Origin of the sequence: Chryseobacterium sp. MIQD13 (genome assembly GCF_050496705.1) — a bacterium.
Lineage (GTDB): Bacteria > Bacteroidota > Bacteroidia > Flavobacteriales > Weeksellaceae > Chryseobacterium.
Window position 1 is genome coordinate 99517 of record NZ_JBNWAF010000003.1, and the last position, 19633, is coordinate 119149.

19 protein-coding genes and 1 pseudogene are annotated in these 19633 nt (G+C 32.3%); 15 read left to right on the forward strand and 5 right to left on the reverse strand.

The genetic code is table 11. From position 1 onward, the window contains the following. Nucleotides 1–6: 6 nt before the first annotated feature. Entirely contained in the window at nucleotides 7–921 is a 915-nt protein-coding gene (locus ACQWU4_RS12715; RefSeq protein WP_429936141.1) for a DNA adenine methylase, read from the reverse strand. After that, nucleotides 921–2486 (reverse strand): hypothetical protein, encoded by a 1566-nt coding sequence (locus ACQWU4_RS12720; RefSeq protein ID WP_429936142.1) that lies wholly within the window; start codon nucleotides 2484–2486, stop codon nucleotides 921–923. The genes ACQWU4_RS12715 and ACQWU4_RS12720 overlap by 1 nt, the downstream gene beginning before the upstream one ends. A 293-nt stretch (nucleotides 2487–2779) precedes the next feature. Here ACQWU4_RS12720 and ACQWU4_RS12725 point away from each other — a divergent pair, with 293 nt between their 5' ends. Then, nucleotides 2780–3187 (forward strand): hypothetical protein, encoded by a 408-nt coding sequence (locus tag ACQWU4_RS12725; RefSeq protein WP_429936143.1) that lies wholly within the window; start codon nucleotides 2780–2782, stop codon nucleotides 3185–3187. Between the two features lie 122 nt (nucleotides 3188–3309). Further along, nucleotides 3310–3750 (forward strand): JAB domain-containing protein, encoded by a 441-nt coding sequence (locus ACQWU4_RS12730; RefSeq protein ID WP_429936144.1) that lies wholly within the window; start codon nucleotides 3310–3312, stop codon nucleotides 3748–3750. A gap of 218 nt (nucleotides 3751–3968) precedes the next feature. On the opposite strand, the gene ACQWU4_RS12735 is transcribed toward ACQWU4_RS12730, so the two are convergent. Then, complete coding sequence (locus tag ACQWU4_RS12735; protein WP_103291322.1) at nucleotides 3969–4199, reverse strand: helix-turn-helix domain-containing protein; 231 nt, start codon at nucleotides 4197–4199, stop codon at nucleotides 3969–3971. An 88-nt stretch (nucleotides 4200–4287) separates the two neighbouring features. Here ACQWU4_RS12735 and ACQWU4_RS12740 point away from each other — a divergent pair, with 88 nt between their 5' ends. From ACQWU4_RS12740 to ACQWU4_RS12800, 13 genes and pseudogenes are all read left to right on the forward strand, one after another. Then, nucleotides 4288–4872: a hypothetical protein gene (locus tag ACQWU4_RS12740; protein WP_429936145.1), complete on the forward strand. Its 585-nt coding sequence runs from the start codon at nucleotides 4288–4290 to the stop codon at nucleotides 4870–4872. After that, nucleotides 4869–5378, forward strand: coding sequence for an HAD domain-containing protein (locus ACQWU4_RS12745; RefSeq protein ID WP_429936146.1), 510 nt, complete (start codon nucleotides 4869–4871; stop codon nucleotides 5376–5378). Before ACQWU4_RS12740 ends, ACQWU4_RS12745 begins: the two co-directional genes overlap by 4 nt. A 13-nt stretch (nucleotides 5379–5391) precedes the next feature. Further along, nucleotides 5392–5754: a hypothetical protein gene (locus ACQWU4_RS12750; RefSeq protein ID WP_429936147.1), complete on the forward strand. Its 363-nt coding sequence runs from the start codon at nucleotides 5392–5394 to the stop codon at nucleotides 5752–5754. Nucleotides 5755–6309: 555 nt separating this feature from the next. Beyond that, on the forward strand, nucleotides 6310–7146 hold the full coding sequence (locus tag ACQWU4_RS12755) for a cell wall anchor protein (protein WP_429936148.1): 837 nt from the start codon (nucleotides 6310–6312) through the stop codon (nucleotides 7144–7146). 8 nt (nucleotides 7147–7154) lie between these two features. Further along, nucleotides 7155–7631, forward strand: coding sequence for a hypothetical protein (locus ACQWU4_RS12760; protein WP_429936149.1), 477 nt, complete (start codon nucleotides 7155–7157; stop codon nucleotides 7629–7631). A gap of 37 nt (nucleotides 7632–7668) precedes the next feature. Then, the gene (locus tag ACQWU4_RS12765) at nucleotides 7669–14577 is read left to right on the forward strand and encodes an RHS repeat-associated core domain-containing protein (RefSeq protein WP_429936150.1); all 6909 of its coding nucleotides are present in this window, start codon (nucleotides 7669–7671) and stop codon (nucleotides 14575–14577) included. A gap of 7 nt (nucleotides 14578–14584) precedes the next feature. After that, complete coding sequence (locus ACQWU4_RS12770) at nucleotides 14585–14950, forward strand: hypothetical protein (protein WP_429936151.1); 366 nt, start codon at nucleotides 14585–14587, stop codon at nucleotides 14948–14950. A gap of 176 nt (nucleotides 14951–15126) precedes the next feature. Further along, a complete protein-coding gene (locus ACQWU4_RS12775) occupies nucleotides 15127–15603 on the forward strand; it encodes a hypothetical protein (RefSeq protein WP_429936152.1) in 477 nt (158 codons plus the stop codon). A gap of 7 nt (nucleotides 15604–15610) precedes the next feature. Further along, nucleotides 15611–15976 (forward strand): hypothetical protein, encoded by a 366-nt coding sequence (locus tag ACQWU4_RS12780; protein WP_429936153.1) that lies wholly within the window; start codon nucleotides 15611–15613, stop codon nucleotides 15974–15976. Between the two features lie 260 nt (nucleotides 15977–16236). Then, nucleotides 16237–16488 (forward strand): hypothetical protein, encoded by a 252-nt coding sequence (locus ACQWU4_RS12785; protein WP_429936154.1) that lies wholly within the window; start codon nucleotides 16237–16239, stop codon nucleotides 16486–16488. A gap of 3 nt (nucleotides 16489–16491) precedes the next feature. Then, nucleotides 16492–16965, forward strand: a complete 474-nt coding sequence (locus tag ACQWU4_RS12790; protein ID WP_429936155.1) for a hypothetical protein — start codon at nucleotides 16492–16494, stop codon at nucleotides 16963–16965. Between the two features lie 64 nt (nucleotides 16966–17029). Next, nucleotides 17030–17152: a JAB domain-containing protein gene (locus tag ACQWU4_RS12795; RefSeq protein ID WP_429936156.1), complete on the forward strand. Its 123-nt coding sequence runs from the start codon at nucleotides 17030–17032 to the stop codon at nucleotides 17150–17152. Nucleotides 17153–17199: 47 nt separating this feature from the next. Further along, nucleotides 17200–17304 (forward strand): annotated as a pseudogene (locus tag ACQWU4_RS12800) (JAB domain-containing protein); the annotation flags it as partial. Between the two features lie 177 nt (nucleotides 17305–17481). On the opposite strand, the gene ACQWU4_RS12805 reads toward ACQWU4_RS12800, so the two are convergent. Beyond that, entirely contained in the window at nucleotides 17482–18957 is a 1476-nt protein-coding gene (locus tag ACQWU4_RS12805; protein WP_429936157.1) for a serine hydrolase, read from the reverse strand. Nucleotides 18958–19045: 88 nt separating this feature from the next. Beyond that, nucleotides 19046–19621: a helix-turn-helix domain-containing protein gene (locus tag ACQWU4_RS12810; RefSeq protein ID WP_429936158.1), complete on the reverse strand. Its 576-nt coding sequence runs from the start codon at nucleotides 19619–19621 to the stop codon at nucleotides 19046–19048. Nucleotides 19622–19633 lie beyond the last annotated feature (12 nt).

Below are 19633 nucleotides of genomic sequence, written 5' to 3' on the forward strand. Positions count from 1 at the left end.
GGCTATTTACATTTTCTTTTTTTCAGCATAAACTATCTCTTTTTGATTTTTTTTTCTTGATAATTTGAATTTTAAAGGATTCCAGTTTTCCTTATTGGGAGTGATTAAAGTATCACTAAAAAAAAGAATTTCCTTCCCAATTCTTGCTTTATATGCTGTATGTTTAAAAGAAAATTCTTTTTTACTGCAATCATTATATAAAGCATTTATTTCTGGAACATTGTCATAAGATACAATCCATCTAATATTATTTATTGCTTTAATTTTATCACTAACGAGTTGATGATTTTCATCCTTATAATGATTCATATATAGCGAGCTAGCCTTTAAATAATAGGGAGGGTCAAAATAAAAGATAATATTATCATCATTAGCTTCACTTTGAATGAGTTCTATGAGTTCAATAGCATCTTTTTCAAATAATCTAATATCCTCTTTTCTAGATGCTATAAGTTCTATTCTTTTGATTAAATCTTCTTTATTAAATCTACAATCCATTAGATATTCCCCAGTTTGTCCAACTCCACCAATTAATCCCGCATTTATAATACCAGAACGATTTGTTCTATTTAAATAGAATGTAGAAAATCCTAATGTTAATAAGGCTTCAGTTTCTTTATTAGCTTGGATACCTTTTTGTTTTTTCCATTCGTCAACTGTTAACTCTGCATCAGATATTAATTTACATAATTTTTCAGTTTCATTTAAAACGCTATACCAAAATGCATAAATAGACCTATCTTTATCGTTTATAGTGATTTTGTTTACAAACCCTTCAAATAACAGAAAAAGAGCCACGGAAGCTCCCCCTGAGTATGGCTCAACATAATGTCCATCAACATTATTATCAAGACAGATTTTGGCTATGAATGCTGATAGTTTATTTTTTCCACCTGGGTATCTTAAAGGAGAATATAACATTAGTTTTTATTGTTGATATTTTGGCTCAAAGTTAAGAATAATGGTTGTAAATGGCTCCATGCTCTTTTATTATGTGATAAATCTATGTAAGTTTCTATATTATGGACTGCTAAATCTAAATCATCTTTTATTCTTGTTAGATAACTTTTTAAATTTTTAGACTGTTGTACATCAAAGTATTTATTCAGTTCATTATTTGCAATATAATCTAACATAATTTTTAGGGACGCATTCGAATAATCTTTAGAAGAATTGAACCTAAGAATATTCATAATAGGTTCTATATCTATTGCCTTTTCTATGTTATAGGTATTTTTTAAGTATTGAGCTACTGAACCTACCTTTTTTTTACTTTCTTCTAATGTTTTTTCATTTGTTTTTTCTGAAAGATTATCAAATAATTGATTTGCTTTTAAATAATAATAAAGGGACTGCTCTAAGTAGGTTCTAAGCAGAATAGCAAATGAGTAATATTTTTCATTAGGCATTGTCTTAAGTTCATCAAATAGACTGTCTAGTTTATCATTATTAAAGGTAATCTCAATGTCGTTTGGGACTATTCTATCAAAAAAAGAGCTTCTTTTTCTCCTTTTTTTCTTTCTAGAAGTAATATTACCCTTTTGCTCATCTAAACTTGTAGTCTGCTTTGATGATTTACTTTGAGTTGTTGCTTCTTTACTTGAAACACTCAAATCAAAATTGTAATTGGTTTTCAAATCTTCAATATACTTTCTCTTTTCCTCTTCCTTATTAAACTCTCTGGAGAAGCTCTCTGCATCAATTATTCTTTTGAATATTACTGATAATCTCTTATTAAACTCTTCTCTTGGAATATTAATGATTAGCTCTGCATTGTCAGGATTAAAATTGATACCTAAAATTTTCCTTCCTTCTTCATAGGAATAAAATCTTTCTAGGTTTGTGAAATCAAAGTTGTCTATCTCAATTATTACTCCTTCTTCCTTTTCTAAAATGTCTTTAGCTTCAAGAAATAAATTATAGGCTCTCAAGGGTTTTAATATTCTTGATACTGTTTCATTGAGTACATTTGCAATATCCTCAATTGCAAGCCCATCTTCATAATACATATCAGCCACAAAAGCATACTGGTTTCCAGTTTCCCATTTCTTGAGAGATTCTCCTTTATGCCTTTCGTAAATAATTGGGTTTGCATGAAATCTATTGGGAGCAATATGACAGTTTATTTTCCGATCAGTTTTAATATTATTTTCAAGTATATTTTTCTGTAATGTTTTGCTTCTTGCATTAGATAAATATTTACTTGGATCTTGTAGTACTTTTAAAGCTGCAACACGTCTATTGCCTTCTAAGACTATTTTTTTATCACCCTCAATACATATTATTGGCTCTTCTCCTACGAAATATCCTTCCTCAGAAATTTTCTTGGCCAAATCGTATACATTTTCATTCTGTATTAAAAACTTTATTATTTCTGTTTGATTTAGCTTAACGTTTCTGTATTTCAATCTTGGGTTGCTTAAATCTAAGTGTAAAGTATTTATTGAGTATTCAAAATGTTCCCATGTATCATAATTTGTGTACATAATATTTTATTTCATGATTTGATACGTAAATATATTATTTTTATTTTATAGGTTAATATGGTTTCCCGTAAGTATTAGATAAATCTAATTTTTTAAAAAATTTCAAAAGTATTTAAGTAAGCTTGATTCTCCTTGAGAAATACCCCCACTTCTTTTTGGAACGGGAAGCTCCCCGCACCTCTTCCTAATAGAAATAAAATTTCAGGCAGACTATAAATTCCTTCTAGAACTATAGTTGAATCTGAACATATCTCTTAGGAAAGATGAAAATCTAACTCAAAAACTTAAAAACAATGGTAAGAATTATCAGTTACAAAGCAAGACAAAGAGAGGATGGTACAACATTTTGTGCTTTAGAAGTTCAAGGAGGAATTGAAATGGTATTAAGCCAAAAGACCAATCAATATTATGCTACAGCCAAGAAAACCTTTATTTCATCTACATTTGATGAAGAAACCTGTAAAGCTTTAATTGGTACAGAACTTCAGGGCAGTGTTCAGAAAGAAAAATGTGAGCCTTATGAGTATGTTATTAAAGAAACAGGAGAATCCATTATTATGCAACACAGGTTTGCTTATGTACCAGAAAGTAATGTTTCTTCTAGCTCAATAAAGTCTAACAAAGTTTCATCTGACAACTTTGAAGTAGATTTAAAAGCTTTTTCTACTAATGGAAAATATGATCATGTATTAGCAGATTAATCTTAGAGTTCAAAATAGAACTTTATTACATAAAACTTCCAGTATCGTATTCTATGCTATACAGTGTAAATACGAGATTGGAAGTTTTTATTCTATAATTCCCCACTTAATTCTTTTTATTTATGGAACATCATCAAATATCAGAAATACAAGTTTCTTATTCTCCTAACATAATAGGTACTATGGTCTCTACTAGTGAATTATCATACAAAGTAGCTCTCAACAATTGGAATCTAAGTACCATTGAAATGTTTGAAGAAGCTAAAGTCATGTTTCTTAACAATGCACTTAAAGTTATAGGCATTTATAGTTTGTCAAAAGGAGGGATATCTTCTAGTGTAGTAGATATAAGATTAATTCTATCTATTGCATTAAAGTCTATTTCAACCCATATTATATTAATTCACAATCATCCAAGCACAAGCTTAACACCAAGTAAAGCTGACATGGATATTACAAGTAAATTGAAAACAGCATGTGGATTTTTAGAAATTAAATTACTTGATCATTTAATCATCAATAAAGAGTCTTATTACAGTTTTGCTGATGAGGGTTTGTTATAATCTTTAATATTAATCTTAAAAAAATTTCATTCAAATATTAAAAGATATAGTATTTGAACTGTATTACGAATAATGTAAAGATTAAGTTGAAATGTAAGAGAAGTAAACTTCTTCTAAAATATAAGAACTTTTGTAAGGTGTTTAACTTTAAGATATAATATTATAGCTAAATTGTAAATATTTATGTATATGAATACAATCATTGAGATGATTAATAGCTAAATATCCAAAGTTGAAAACTTCATTAATTCTTCCATGCTTATCTCAAGCCCTTCACAAACTTCCATTAGATACAAATAAGTAGGATTAATTCCGCCCCTTTCTAATCTGGCAATGGATTCTCTGTCTTTCCCAATCTTATGGGCAAGTTGAGCTTGAGTTAGATCTTTAGATTCTCTTATTTGCTTAATTCTTTTTCCAAACTTTATAAGTTCTTGCTCTCTATCCATTAGTCAAAATTTGACCTTTGTCATGAATTTTAAAGGAACGCATACGTTACATTGTGATTTATTTTGTATCTATGCGAAAATTTCAAACATGAAAAGAACATTATTAGTAATACTAGTAAGCTGTAATGCTGTTATTTATGCACAACAGTATATAAATGTTGGTTCTACTAAATCAGATGTGAAAAAAGTTCAGGGAAATCCTTATAGTATTCAAAATTATGATGCTCTTGGAGAAGAGGTTTGGAGTTATGGAGAGAATGGAATAGCTACGATTACTTTTAAAAATGGTAAAGTAAAGAGTTTTAAAAACTCAGAAATGGTTTTAAAGATTGGAAACATTTCAAAAAAAACTCAGAAAGAATTATCAAAAGAATTCTGGAAGAAAGCCAACAGTAAAGAAAACCCTCATGTTCCTAAAGATCCTAATACCTATGGAGAAGATAAGTCTGGGCTTTATGGAAGTGGAGGGAAAAGTATAAATACCATCCCAAAAGAATATGCAGAAATGACAGAAGCTAATGGACTTAGCCCTTATGAAATGCCTAATGAGATAACTCTTCAAGAGATGCAGAAGGAATATGATACTAAAAAGACTATTAAATGGGGATTGATTAGTCTAGGAATAATAGGATTTCTCTTCTTGATATTCAAACTTAAAACCAAAAAGAAATGAAAATTATTTTTCTAGACATAGATGGAGTACTCAATAATGCAGATTATTACAAGAATAAAAGTCTACATTCCCATCATAAAGAAACCTCTCATTTTGATCCACGAAATGTTACTGCACTAAACAGAATAATAAGCAGTACCGATTCTAAAGTGGTTTTATCTTCTGCATGGAGACTTATAAAAAGCTTAGAGGAAATCAATGAGCTATTTAAAGAAGTTAATCTGATTGTTGAGATAATAAGTGTTACAGAATCCCTTCATTATAAAGAAACATTTGAATTAGCTCCGAGAGGTCTGGAAATCCTTAAATGGATTAGAGATTATCACAGAACTTTAAAAGGAGGTTTAGAAAACTATGTAATAATAGATGATGAAGATGATATATTTGATATTCAAGAGAAACATTTCTTTCAAATAGATGATAAAGTAGGACTTACTGAAGCTAATACAGATGAGATAATAGAATTCCTAAACTCTTATAAAATTCCTAAAACAAAACTTCCATAAAAAATATTTACCCATGAAAAAAGCTACATTACTATTATTGTTTTTCCTTGCAATGCTTATTAAAGCTCAAACAGATAAAATCACCTATATGAAAGGTGACATCTATTTAGCAGCTCAGGATGCAAAAACTAAGAAAGTGTTATTTGAAAGACCCTATGGAAAAATTCTTTCAATCGAATATGATACCTTTTATAAGAGTTATTATATCCTGTTTCAAATGCCAGAAGGTTCTACAGGATTTGGTGTACAATACATCAATACTACAGATAAAGGCACATTCTTGATGCAAGACATGAATAAGCCTGAAGACTTCTACTATGTTTCTGATAAGATTAAGGAAAATGGAACTTTAATACTGTTAAATAAAAGAAGGTAGAAGACTTCTACTTGTCATATAAGATTGTAAATATTGCTCTGTAATATTATTACAAACCATATCATGATAATTTGATTTCTTAATTATATTCTATTATGTTAGGAGTTTTAGACTAAAAGGCATAGTTTTAGGCAGACCCTTAAAAGAGCACTCTTGATAATTGAATTATAGATACCGTGTGCTCAGTAGGTTAGAGATACTGGGTTATAACCCAGATGTACTTGGTTCGAGCCCAGGTGGGACCACTTTTTAAGAGCCCAAACAAAATGTCAAGTTTGTTGGGCTTTTTTATGCCTTAGAATCAGGGTTTTATATTCTTCTTTTTTCTAGATCACTCTCTTTATCTATTTAAATCTACATTGAAAAAGATCTCCCCAAAAAATAACACGTCGAGTTTTGTCGCTTTGACAGGATAGCTTTGTAATAAATTAATTAAAATTGTTACAAAAAGCTAAAGATGAGAAAGTTCAAATTAAACTTATTGAATAAATCTTTTCACTGTGAGTAAAAAAGAATATTTTTGCAAAAATTTAAAACTAACATTTTAAACATACTATGATGAAACAAAAATTATTATCACTGGTCTTATTGGCATCATCTTTCACATTCGCACAATCATGGAATCTGACAGGAAATTCCGGCATCAGTTCTTCTAACAACTTTCTTGGAACAACAGACGCTCAACCTCTGGTTCTAAAAACCAACAATACGGAAGTTATGAGTATCCTTTCTAATGGAACAGTTAAGGTAGGGACTGGTGATCCCGGGGGAAGCGGTGAAGCTTTTTTCAGAGTCTATAAGGCAGAAAATCCTAATTTGGAAGTGGCCAGTTCATTAGGGTCATTCCAGATTACAAAATCTACTTGCGATGGATGCTGGGGAGGAATGACAGGAGATACAGTGCTTAGAAATAAAGGGAAAACCCATAATATTATTCTTTCCATGCCTAACAATAACAATGATGGACAATATTATGTAGGCGTTCAAGACCATGCTAATGGTACTTGGGTAAAGTTTTTCAATAATGCCATTGCAAGATTTGATGGTAAAATATATGCCAAAGAAGTTCAGGTAAAGGCTAATGTATGGGCAGATTATGTATTTAAAAAAGACTATAAGCTCAACAGTTTAGAAGAAGTAGAAAAGTACATTCAGAAGAATGGGCACCTTCCCAATATTCCATCAGAAGAAGATGTTTTGAAAAATGGACTTAATATAGCTCAAATGAATGCCAAACTTATGGAAAAGATAGAAGAATTGACTTTGTATTCCATTGAACAGAATAAACAGATAAAAAGTCTTCAGGAAGAGAACAAAACTTTGAAAACTCAATCCGAAGACATAAAAGAATTGAAAGAGCAAGTTCGACAAATCCTTTCCACCAAAAAATAAACCCAAAGATGAAAACAAAATTATTTTCGATATTTTCATTATTCATAGGCTTCTTCGGGTTTTCCCAAACCGAAGTGTATTTCAAATATGATGAAGCAGGAAACCAACGATATAGAGGAACTAATATAGCTGGGAAAACAGTACAGGAGTCTGCAAAAACAGAAGCTAAAACTGTTTCTGTAACTCAAACTCAGTCTGAATCCCAAATGATGGATGAAGCTACTTTTTGGAAGCAAATCAGGCTTTACCCTGTTCCTGTAAACGATGTTTTGACAATCGACTGGACAGATGAAGTAGATGAACTCATAGAATCTGTATCCTTATACCAGCATAGTACGATACACTGGAAATTCCAGCAGCAAAATATGCCTGATCTAAATAAGCAAATTAAAATCAACATGACAGGCTATGAATGGGGAATCTATGTATTACGCTTTACATTGAAAGACGGAAGAGTGTTTAGTCGAAATATCACTAAACGATAAACTTTTAACCAAAATTATTTACTACAAAACAACAAATATGAAATTTATTTCATCATTTATACTGTCCTTGTTTTCAGTACTGGGCTTTTCACAGACCATACTATACCAGGCAGAAAGTACCTCACGAACAGTACAGGATCCGCAGTCAGTAATTCTTACTGAAGGATTTTATGCTTCTTCAAGCTCATCGAATCCATTTATTGCTAAAATTGGTCCTGCAACAGAAAATCCAGGGGGAGGTCCAGTAGATTCAGGAGCAGGAGCTAATAATCCCTCAGGTACGACTGAAACAACAGATAACAAATTTTATGATACCAAAGGCGATGTTGATGTTACCGCTGCCGGACAGTTACAGTTTAGTTTACCCATAGCTTTACCGCCGGGAGTGAAATCTGTTGCTCCACAAATTAATTTGGCTTATACCAGTGGTTCCAGTAATGGAATAGCAGGTTACGGGTGGACTTTATCAGGAATTACTGCTATTTCAAGGGTCGGAAAAAACATCGAAAAAGATGGTGCTGTAAAAGGGATACAATTAGATTACTCTGACCTTTATAGTTTTAATGGGCAGAGATTGATATTAAAATCCGGAGAATATGGCAAAGATGGTGCAGAATATGTGACCGAAAAATATTCTAATACAAAGATCAAATCGGTTGGAAATAACCTCAGTATCTCAGGTCCTGAGTATTGGGAAGTGACATTTGAAGATGGGTCTCAGGCTTGGTATGGAGCAGTAGCTCCTGGAAATAGTAATGCAAGGACTCCTCTTGAATACAATATTGTAAAGTGGAAAGACATAAAAGGGAATTATATAATATACAATTATACACAAATAGCTTCTACAAATGTTGCTACAATATCCAGTATAGAATGGGGCGGAAACGAAACTTTGGGTAAAACTCATTTTAATATAATAGAGTTTAATTATTTTAACGAAAGAACGTTTAAGGAAATTAACTATTTAAGTGGTATTGAATTTATACAAAACAGACTGTTAAAAGAAATTGTGGTAAAATCCAATGGAAATCAGTTTAAAAGATATGCTATAGAGTATGCAGACAATGGAACAAGCTATCAATTTGCCAAGAAACTCACCGAATTCAACGCTGCTAATGAGTCTGCTAATCCGGTTATTTTTAATTATGAACAAAATAATACTACCGAATATACTCCCTACCAATCCCTTAGTGCAACCAACGCGACTAAAAAATATGCAGACTTTAATTTAGATGGGGAAACTGATTATATTGAGTTTGTCTCTAATGGAGTTCTCAAATACAGAAGCTCACTCTATAAAGGGGTATCAGATGTTATATTAAGTTATGATCCCTCTAAGTTTACATCAGGGGATTTTAGTAGATCTACTCCTGTTACATTTAAAAAAGATAATTATATTAAAAATAGTATAGGGTTGGTAATTCCGGTTCAAAAAAGTACCGATATAACTAATAAAAAAGATTATGAATTCCAGGTTTATTCTGTTGATATAACTAATCAGAAGTTGGTTTTTGAGTATTCAAAAACTATTACTCATGATCAGTACTCGCCTTATAGCCCTGATGATGAATTTGAAATATGCAATATTTCAGCTCCTGCTGTTGGAGATATTCTGGCTTATGATTATAACGGAGACGGGGTATCAGAACTTATTGTTAAATTTAGAGTTACCAAAAGATGTAATAATGGAGGTGATCCAACTGATCCGCCATTAGATATAAATAGTTCAACAGATGCCATGCAGACTGAATTGCAAACTCCTGATGAATCAGTTAATATAGTTCCGGGAACAACTCTAACATCCTATACATCTTTAATTTTTTTGGATTTAGAAGAAGCTCTAATTTCACCACAGAATATATATAAGATAGAAAGTGGTTTAGAAAACCCGAAAGTTCTTTTTGCTGATTTAAATGGAGATGGGGTCCAGGAAATAATAACAATGACCAACTCTCAATTTAGTAAGGTTTTTAATATAAAAAGAGATGGTAACTTCAATTATTCCACAGCCACGATTGGAAATTTCACTGGTCAGAATTTTGTAGGCCAGATGTACACAAATATGTTCTTTGCTGACTTTAATGGAGACAATAAAGCGGATATATTAATACCTGTCAGTAATAACACCAATCAATGGAAACTATATATTTCCGATGGTAAAAGCTTTATTACTTCTACTGTTGCATTAGCCCCTTTTCAAACCAATGCAACAGTATATTTCCAAGACAGCCATAGCGGATTTTTGGGAAATAGTTGTGACCGCGTAAAACTCGGCTATTTTAATTATGATGTTAATGATATTGATGGCGATGGAAAATCGGAATTTATAGTTACAGAAGTTCAATATGAAGAACATGAATGGGATGCGCATAACGATCAGGAAAATACGTTATCTCAGGTTTCTGTCTATTCACTCAATAAAATAGACAATTACAGTATATATCAAGGTACAGATACTAGCAGTAAGTATACTTTCTATAAAACAAGGGTATGGACAAACAACTATCCGCAGAAAGCCATTGTTTTTAACCAAATCACTATGAGCAATACCCATCAGCAGCTCATACTTCTTGGAAAACTAGCTAATTGTTCAGGATGTACTGAAAATTATGCCCAATACTATAATCACCCTTCACTGACCACCCTGTCAAGGATCCAATCCATAGAACAGGGAGGAACTATACTCAATGTGATTTATAAAGAATTGAATCCCGATATCAACCCGGACTTGTACCTGCCTATAAAAAAAGAAGAATATCCCTATTATGAATCATCCAAATTGCCAAAATCATTTGCGGTGGCTCAATTAAATAAAATGATTTCTCCAGGTAAGGTACTGTATCAGGATTTCAGATACAGAGGATTTTTGAATCATAATACAGGAAAGGGCTTCATTGGCTATCGTCAAATGGCCCGTTCCTCATGGTATTCCGATGGCTTTGAGAACACAAAAATCTGGTCAGGAACAGAGATTGATCCAACAATTGATGGTCTTCCCGTGAAAGAATGGTCGATCAGAACCAATGATGAAAGTAAAATATTCCCGGCGGATATTTCAGAAAATAACACCCAGCTATTAAGCTTTAAATCTATAGTTTATCAAGCAGATAAACTGATTAACGGAACTGTTGTAACAACAGTAGCTGTTGACGATAAGCCTAAAGTGGTAACAGCCATTGTTCCGAAAAATACAAAATCCAAAGATTTTTTAACTGGTATACTTACAACCGGAAGTGTTACTTATGGTGATTATTATTTACCAAACCAAAGTATCTTTAATGTTAATAATGGGTATGGAATCACTACATCGACGTTTGAGTATATTAATAACCCTTCAGGAATTGGTACAGATTATTATATTGGACGTCCGAAAACTAAAACTGATGCGGTACAGGCGTATGGGGATACCAAATCTGCCAAAGAAGAATATACATATGAAAATAATCTTTTAAAAACATTAAAAACATGGAACAGGGATAATACCGGATATTTACAGGAAACATACAATTATGATGGCTTTGGAAATATTACAAATAAAACGATCAGCAATAGTATTGACTCCCAAACCCAGACCACAACAAGTGATTATGATCCGAAAGGAAGATTTGTCATAAAGAAAATTGATAATTTAGGACTGGAAACGAATATTGAATACAATGATTGGGGGCAGATTAAAAAACAAATCGACCCTTTAGGAAATACCCTGATTAATACTTATGATAACTGGGGTAAGTTGCTAACTTCTAAAAGCAATTTAGAAGGCACGACGACCTACCAATACGAAAAAGATTCTCAGTCCAATATTATTGTTACACAGAATGATCCTGATGGTGATATTTCCAAGAAATTTACCAATAGATTTGGACAGGAATATAAAACCTCTACCAAAGCCTTTGAACAGGGACAATTTGTTTCTCAAAATATTAGATATGATGTTTTAGGCAGAAAAATAATGGAAAGTGAACCTTACTTTGAGGGGCAAAATCCAAGCTTGTGGAATGGTATAACCTATGATGATACCATCTTTCCTGCTAAAATAGCATCCGTATCACTTGTCAATTCATTTAATTCGGAATATGTAATACAGGGTTTTATTGGAAAGAAGGTAGAAACTACTATCTCAGGCTTAACGACAACTGTTAAAGAAATCAACGGTTATGCAAGAAGTACCTCCAAAACTGCTGATGCATTAGGAAACGTACTTTCAAGCACCGACAAAGGAGGTACAATACAGTTTTCTTACAACGCTGCCGGAGAGCAGATTAAAGCTCAATATGCTGAGAATATCGTAACTACGAAATATGATTCATGGGGAAGAAAATCAGAATTCAACGATCCATCTAATGGTATTTATAAATATGAATATGATGGCTTCGGTCAACCTAAAAAGATTATTAGCCCGAAAGGAACGAAAGAATATACATATAATAATCTAGGGCAATTAATTTCTCAAAAAGAAATTTCTACTGCTGATGGTGGAGAAGCAACCAATAAATTAATTTCCTTTATTTATGATGATAAAGGAAGACTCATTTCTAAGGGAGGAACTTCAAAAGGACAGGCATATAGTTCTACTATTTCTTATGATCTGCAGGGAAGAGTATTATCATCATCAGAAAGCAGCAATGGAAAATACTTTATCCAAAAAGGAATTACTTATGATGATAAAGGAAGGATAATTTCTTACGAAAAACAATTGTATTCCTCTGGTGTTTTGACCAAAGTTCAGATTGAAAATTTGTACAGCACATGGAATGGAGAATTGTATCTGGTAAAGGATAAAGTTACAGGCAAAGCCCTTTGGGAGCTCAAAGAAACCAATGCTAAAGGACAAGTCCTGAAAACAAAATTAGGAGCAGTCGATATTAATAATGCTTATGATTCTTATGGATTTTTAACTAGTATAAGTCATATAAACCAGAATAACACTATAGTTCTTCAGATGAACTATACTTTCGATGCCATTAAAAATGAGCTAAAGACGAGAACAAGAGGTGGGGATTTTAATATTACAGAGATATTTAATTATGATGACAGCAACAGATTAATTAATTGGACAAATCCTGCTACAGGACAAATGTCACATAATAATTATGACATTAAAGGAAGAATTACGGAAAACGATCAGGTAGGAACCATGAAGTATGAAAACGCTTCTAAAATCTACCAGCCGTCTGGAATGACTTTGAATGTGGCTGGAGAACAGAATTATAACAGTAATCTTATTCAGAACATTGTTTATAATGAAAATAATGATCCTGTATTCATCGATGGGGAAAAAGGAGATGCAGCCTTCCAGTACGGCTTAACTTCAATGAGGCAGAGAGTAACCTATGGAGGCAATTTCAGTGTTGATGGTGATGGTAAGTTCACAAAGTTTTACAGTGAGGATGGAAGTTTTGAAGTAGTAAAAGACAATACGACTGGAAAGGAAAAGCACATTCTTTATATTGGTGGAACGCCTTATGAAAGTAACATTGTATATTTGAAAGATTATACAGAGAGCAGCGGTTCTTACAAATTTTTGCACAAAGATTATATAGGAAGTGTTTTAGCTATTAGTGATGAAGCCGGTAACAGGCTCGAACAAAGGCATTTCGATGCATGGGGTAATTTCACTCATCTTCAGATTGGAAATGGAGCCATTATCACGGATAAGAATATTATTAATAATTCCTCGTTATTGGCAGATAGAGGTTACACCAGCCATGAGCATTTTGCAGAAGTAGGAATAATCCACATGAATGGTAGATTGTATGATCCATTATTGAGAAGGTTCTTAAATGCGGACGAAAATATTCAAGAGCCATTCAACACCCAAAACTACAACAAGTATGGGTATGTGATGAATAATCCGTTGATGTTTAATGATCCAAATGGTGAATTTTTTCAATTTTTGGGCCTTGGTGTCTTATTCTGGAAAGCAGTAATTATAGGAGCATACATTGGATTTACATCCTATATGATTACCGCAGCCATCACCAATCAAGGGGTATCTTTGGCAGGGGGATTGAAAGCCATATTTTTTGGTGCGGCTTCAGGAGCAGTGACCTTCGGGGTCGGCAGTATCTTTAGCTCTACTGCCGGAGCAGCTACACAGTTTGCCAAGAGCCTGGGAGATGCCGCTTTTGTGGTAAAAGCTGTTGCTCATGGTGTAGCTCAGGGAGCTTTATCTTTAATGCAGAATAACAGTTTCCAGCAGTCTTTCTTCTCAGGATTTTTTGGAAGTATAGGAGCTTCTGCTTTTGGAGCAATAGCGGGCAATACTGCTAACAGTGTAGTAGGAACAGTAGCTTTTGGTGCCGTTGCAGGAGGTGTTGGAGCAGAACTTTCTGGAGGAAATTTCTGGCAAGGTGCTTTGATTGGAGGTGTTGTCGCTGGATTGAATCATACGTTGCATAATATAGACCCTCCTAACGAATATATGCTTAATAAAGATGGTTCTACTACTAAAATAGGAGATAAAGGTGGAGATAAAACAGATTATCTTTATGAACCAGAATCTACAGGTTCTCCAAAATTGAGACTCATTGCAACTGCTAATGTTCAAAATGGCGTTTCAACTGCTTCAGCAGGTGGTGGAAAAAGAGATTTTGGAATAAATATTAAACTAGATACCCGATTACAAAGTCCTGCACTATATGATCCGAGTTTTGATATTGCTGTTAGTGAAATAGGTGGAGGAGCAATTTTTAAAGGAATTAGAGTTTTATCAAAAGGTAAATTTATGTTTGAAAAATTAGTTTATAGACCAGGTGGACAGACTACTTTTTCTATAAAATGGATGAATCAATCTAAAAATTACATGTTCAGATTTGAACGACATAATATACCTTCTCCAAAGATAGGATATAGAACACATATTAATCTTAATAATTTATCTACAAAGACCAATGCTCATATTTATTTAAATCCAAAATATTGGAAACATACTACATTTAAATAAGCTATACATGGAAAATAATGAAATTAATAATTATAGAAAATTTATGCTGTATGAAGATGGTAACACTTATATGTTTGAAAATTCAGTTGGAACTGATCAATTTACAATATCAATAAATGATCATGATATTTATATTCAATATAATAATTTAAAAAAAAGAATACCTTTTCTAGAAAACCAAAGTAGGGTTTTTAATGATTTTGTTTTAGGAAATTATTATATAAAAAATTATTATTGCGATAGTAACTTAATCTATTCTAAATTCAGTTGGAAAAATAAAGAATTAAGAAAATTTAATTTCAAAACAAAATATGTTTTTTTACGATGTAAGAGGATCAACAGAATAGAAAAAATCAAAGGTATAGTTTGGTAAATTTGAAGCTTAGGAGCTTCTGCTTTTGGAGCAATAGCGGGCAATACTGCTAACAGTGTAGTAGGAACAGTAGCTTTTGGTGCCGTTGCAGGAGGTGTTGGAGCAGAACTTCTGGAGGTAATTTCTGCTGGCAAGGTGCTTTGATTGGAGGTGTTGTTGGCGGATTAAATCACACAATGCATGAAATCGGAAATCCATTGGATGATAACTCTACTCAAACTCAACAGCAGAAAGAACCTTGGAATAAAAATGAAGATGGGAAAATCAGTTTATCTGAAGCAAATGACTGGTATAGGAATGGAAAAGGGCAACCAATTACTGTGGACGCGAGTAAGGTTGATTTAAATTCAGTTAACACCAAAGGATGGGTAAAAGGAGAAACCTATGGAGTGCAAACTTTATTAAATTCTGAACAAGGTAGAGTTTTTGGAAATGTTAGTGTTGAATATTTAGGAAATAACCAGGTAAGGATACTTTCTGACACTTATAATTTTGAACAACATGGTTCTTATTGGAGTTCGCCGATAAGAAATCCGGCAAATTCTATAGGAAGGTGGTTTGCAGGAAAAGGAGTACAGTATAAAATCAATTTTAGAGGGATAAATACAATTAAACCGCCGAAAGGATATGATTTTACCAAAGATTTTAAATAATATAGTTATGAAAAAAATTTTAAAATTGAGTACATTGTTATTTATATATTCTTGTAATATGTCTGATAATTACGAAGAATTACCTTTTGGTGGATATGAAGTTGATTTTGAAGGAGGAAATCAGAATAGAATGATGAAGAATAATACAATGATTATCGATAGTGGACTTGTAGATTGCAAATATAATGATGCTTATTTATTAATTTCTATTGATCCAACTTATTCAATGACCCCGAAAAAAGTAAACAAAAAAGATCTAAAATATTTTATACAGGATTTAAAGAAAGATACTATTATAAAAAATATATCCTATGGAGATTTGCAAAAAATAGTAAAGGGAAAATCGTTAGAAGATATAGACATTACAAAATAAAAGAGGCTGTCCAAAAAGTTTGGACAGCCTCAATAAAATTATTCAGTCACGGGTCAATCATTTAAAGCACGAAATAAAAACATTCTAAAGGATATAGTATTTCACAACCAGCAAAAAGAATTATAACAACTGATCCAAAAGAGGCTGGATATGTTCTTGGTCTTACGACAAACAGAAATAAAAATTGGTGGGAGTTTCTAACTAAAGGAGAAAAAACTACAATACTCATTGCTCCCAATCTTGGACTGAAAAGTGATTATGTGAAGCAAGCTATTTTCGGACATGAATATATTCACGCATATCATAGATATATTGGTTTAATGGCAAAATATGGAAGTAAGTATTCGGATTATACAGAATCCTCTGCTTATCATTTTACAATTAATTCATTGAAATTTCACGGACTTGATTTTAGTGGATATCTGCAACAGTTTTATGATTATGGTGCAAAATTCCCTGGAATTTTCAATTGGACTTATGCCATCAAGAATATAGTTAATTTAAAAAAATAAATTATGAAGTATTTTATAGGTTTACTTTTCATTTTTTTACTGAATTGTAATCAAGAAAAAAATAATATTAAAATTGAAGATATTGCAAAAATAGTATATATAAGTGATAATATTACTTATAATATAATGGAGAATTTTTATATTCTTGATAAAAGATATAAAGAACCGGGTAAACATAGCTTGATGATGACAGCCAATGAGATTAATATGATTAAGAAAAAAATCATTGAAGAAAAAATATACAAACTGGATGATTCTTTGGAATTTGTAAAATCCTGTAAGGATAAAGGCTGTTTATCTAAATTGATAATACAATATAAATCTGGCAGGAAACAGCATTTTATTTTTGATAATTCAAATTATAAAAACAATTTCAATGACAAATCATATAATAAAATAATTAGTATTGAAGACATAATAGGAGAAATTTACAGAAATAAAAAGATAGATCCGGAGCCGGTGAATGTATACTTTTAAATCTACATTTTTATAGCAACTTACAATATGGAGATAATCCCCCAGTCTAGAATTGCTTACTTTTTTGGGGTATGAATTATCCAAAGGCTGTATAGACAGTTCAATAGTAAATATACGAACTATTTTAGCTATAGCTCTTAAATGGCATGCCACACAACTAATACTGGTGTACAATCATCCAAGTTGAAATCTTACTCCAAGTAATTCAGATTTAGCAATTATGAAAAATTTAACACAGTTTGTAAATTACTTGATATAGCTCTTCTTGATAGTATTATAATTACAAAAGATAGCTGTATGAGTTTTAATGATGATGGATTACTATTGAATTCTAACTAAAAGGCAAACTTTTAGATATACAAACTTAACATTTTTCACTTGGTGTGTTTTGTATAAATGCATAGCGCTCAGTTGGTTAGGGAGACTGGGGGATAACCCAGATGTCCCTGATTCGAGCCTAGGTGGGATCGGGACCACAACAAAAACCCGTAATACTTTAAAAGTACTACGGGTTTTTTATTTTGTTTCAATTTCAATGAGTTTTTTTCCATTCTCGCCTAAATATTGAATGAGAAATTTATCATAAACTTTATACCCTACATCAGAGTTTGTAAAAATTAGAATTCCTTGCTTGGTCTTTGGAAGTAGAAAAATAATACATTGTACGCCAAAGTCTGATCCACCATGAGAAATCGCAAAATTTCCTTTTCCGAGATCATATATTTCAAAACCTAATCCGAAATATTTGTTTTCTTTGGTTTCAACCTGCTTTTTAAGCATTTCCAGATAAACATTTTCTGTTAAGCTTCCTCCATTCAAAATGTCTACAAGAAAGTTTCCATAATCTTCTATTGTGGTATGTAAATCATCAGCTGCATTTGAAGTTTTATTTTTGACGATTTCGTATGGCTTCCCATCTTTATCGTAGCCAATTGCAAATCTGGATTCGGCTGTACTTTTATTCCAAATGTAATCTGTATTACTCATTTTTAGGGGTTGAAAAATAAGCTCTGCAGCTAATTGTTCCAGTGATTTTTTAAATTTATTTTCAAGAGCTTTTCGCAAATATTCAAATCCTTCACCGGAATACTGATATTTTGTACCTGGCTCAAATTCAAATTTTAATTTTTTATTTTCAGTTTGCCATCTCCAGTTTGGAAAACCGGTCTGGTGGCTCAAAATAAGTCTGGTCGTCAGTTTCTTAGTTCTTGGATCGTTTGATATATCCGGATCTGTCCAGTATTTATATACAGGTTCATCAAGGTTCCATTTTCCCAGACTTACCAGCTTCAAAGCAACCATTGCTGTGATGGGTTTTGTAAGTGAAGCAACATTGAAAATGGTATTATAGGGAGCTGAAATTCCATTTTTTATCTCACCAAAAACTTTCACCTGCTTTAATTTTCCTCCTTCAATAATTCCAAGTCCGAGTGTTTTAATATTATTTTCTCTCAGCCAGCTTTCAATAGCAGTATCATCAGAAAATAGATTTTCTGTTTGTTGTTCCGTTGCTGTCTGATGATCAAAACTTAGAGATGTGGTCAGTTTCCAGTCTCCATTTTCCAGCTCCCAAACATTGGTGAATTTTGCAAAACCCGGTTTGCTTCCGGGACTCTCGTAAAATAAGTGAGCCCCGTTTTGAACAGCTCCATAAAGAGCTCCATTTTTATAAAGTGGAGAAATTTCTGTACTTTTTTTTATCAGAACTCTTTTCACCTGACGGATTTTTGGGTTTTTGCAAAGTCCGTTTGTTAAATCATTTAAAAATTTGGCTTTATCAGAAATTCCATCTTTGTCATGGTAAAATTTTAGATTTTCGCTCAATAAATTTTCGTATTGCTTAATATTACAAGTATTAAAGCCAACGGAAAACAGTAAACTATCCTTAGCTGGAATGGTAGTATAAAGATTGTCTGACGGATCTGTTTGTGCATCAATTTTTTGAGATGAGAATATAAAAATAGCGAGCAGTAAAAAAGGGACTTTTGTCATTGTTTCAATTTTTTGCAAATATTGAAACTTAGACATTCTGTTGCCAAAAAATCAACCCGCCAAGAACCTGACAATTGCCTGTCGGAAATTATATTATATTGAAATTCAGCTTGTAACGGAGCTTGTGGTTTCTGTCAATTTCAGCAGCATTACGGAGAATTAAAAAGATATTGGAAAGAACAATCAGGATTATTAATACTATTGTAAATGAACGTCCAAGCTTTAAAAAGATTCCCAACATAAAAATGATGAGTGCCAGAACGGTCCAAAAAATCTGAAGAGTGATTATCTGTTTTGTTATAGGATTCCTCTGTTTTAATACCTGAGAAAGAATAAGCGGAGCCAAAATATTAAGAGGTGGAAGTACCACAAATAAAATAGAAGAAAAATTGATCAGCTTGATTTTTGAATAATCTGTTGAATCATTCTTTCCAGGAGTTTGAGCAGGTTCTTCAACGGTTATGTTGGGTTCAGGGTTTATTGGGTCATTTAATAATTCTTTTTCCTTTATTTCAAGGGCTTTGGAAAGTGTTTTAAGTGTATGTCCCTTAGGATTTATTCCTGATTCAATCCTTTGAATTGTTCTGACAGAAATTCCTGATTTTTCAGAGAGTTCTTCCTGAGTTAGATTTTGCAGTTCTCTTATTTGTTTTAATCTGGACATTGGTTTTTTATT

Bases quoted from the DNA above. Each gene is read 5' to 3' on its own strand.
- ACQWU4_RS12750 (WP_429936147.1), top strand. From the start codon at position 5,392: ATGAAAAAAGCTACATTACTATTATTGTTTTTCCTTGCAATGCTTATT.
- ACQWU4_RS12760 (WP_429936149.1), top strand. From the start codon at position 7,155: ATGAAAACAAAATTATTTTCGATATTTTCATTATTCATAGGCTTCTTC.
- ACQWU4_RS12730 (WP_429936144.1), top strand. From the start codon at position 3,310: ATGGAACATCATCAAATATCAGAAATACAAGTTTCTTATTCTCCTAAC.
- ACQWU4_RS12765 (WP_429936150.1), top strand. From the start codon at position 7,669: ATGAAATTTATTTCATCATTTATACTGTCCTTGTTTTCAGTACTGGGC.
- ACQWU4_RS12805 (WP_429936157.1), bottom strand. From the start codon at position 18,957: ATGACAAAAGTCCCTTTTTTACTGCTCGCTATTTTTATATTCTCATCT.
- ACQWU4_RS12790 (WP_429936155.1), top strand. From the start codon at position 16,492: ATGAAGTATTTTATAGGTTTACTTTTCATTTTTTTACTGAATTGTAAT.
- ACQWU4_RS12720 (WP_429936142.1), bottom strand. From the start codon at position 2,486: ATGTACACAAATTATGATACATGGGAACATTTTGAATACTCAATAAAT.
- ACQWU4_RS12715 (WP_429936141.1), bottom strand. From the start codon at position 921: ATGTTATATTCTCCTTTAAGATACCCAGGTGGAAAAAATAAACTATCA.
- ACQWU4_RS12810 (WP_429936158.1), bottom strand. From the start codon at position 19,621: ATGTCCAGATTAAAACAAATAAGAGAACTGCAAAATCTAACTCAGGAA.
- ACQWU4_RS12725 (WP_429936143.1), top strand. From the start codon at position 2,780: ATGGTAAGAATTATCAGTTACAAAGCAAGACAAAGAGAGGATGGTACA.
- ACQWU4_RS12745 (WP_429936146.1), top strand. From the start codon at position 4,869: ATGAAAATTATTTTTCTAGACATAGATGGAGTACTCAATAATGCAGAT.
- ACQWU4_RS12735 (WP_103291322.1), bottom strand. From the start codon at position 4,199: ATGGATAGAGAGCAAGAACTTATAAAGTTTGGAAAAAGAATTAAGCAA.
- ACQWU4_RS12740 (WP_429936145.1), top strand. From the start codon at position 4,288: ATGAAAAGAACATTATTAGTAATACTAGTAAGCTGTAATGCTGTTATT.
- ACQWU4_RS12755 (WP_429936148.1), top strand. From the start codon at position 6,310: ATGATGAAACAAAAATTATTATCACTGGTCTTATTGGCATCATCTTTC.
- ACQWU4_RS12780 (WP_429936153.1), top strand. From the start codon at position 15,611: ATGAAAAAAATTTTAAAATTGAGTACATTGTTATTTATATATTCTTGT.
- ACQWU4_RS12775 (WP_429936152.1), top strand. From the start codon at position 15,127: ATGCATGAAATCGGAAATCCATTGGATGATAACTCTACTCAAACTCAA.
- ACQWU4_RS12770 (WP_429936151.1), top strand. From the start codon at position 14,585: ATGGAAAATAATGAAATTAATAATTATAGAAAATTTATGCTGTATGAA.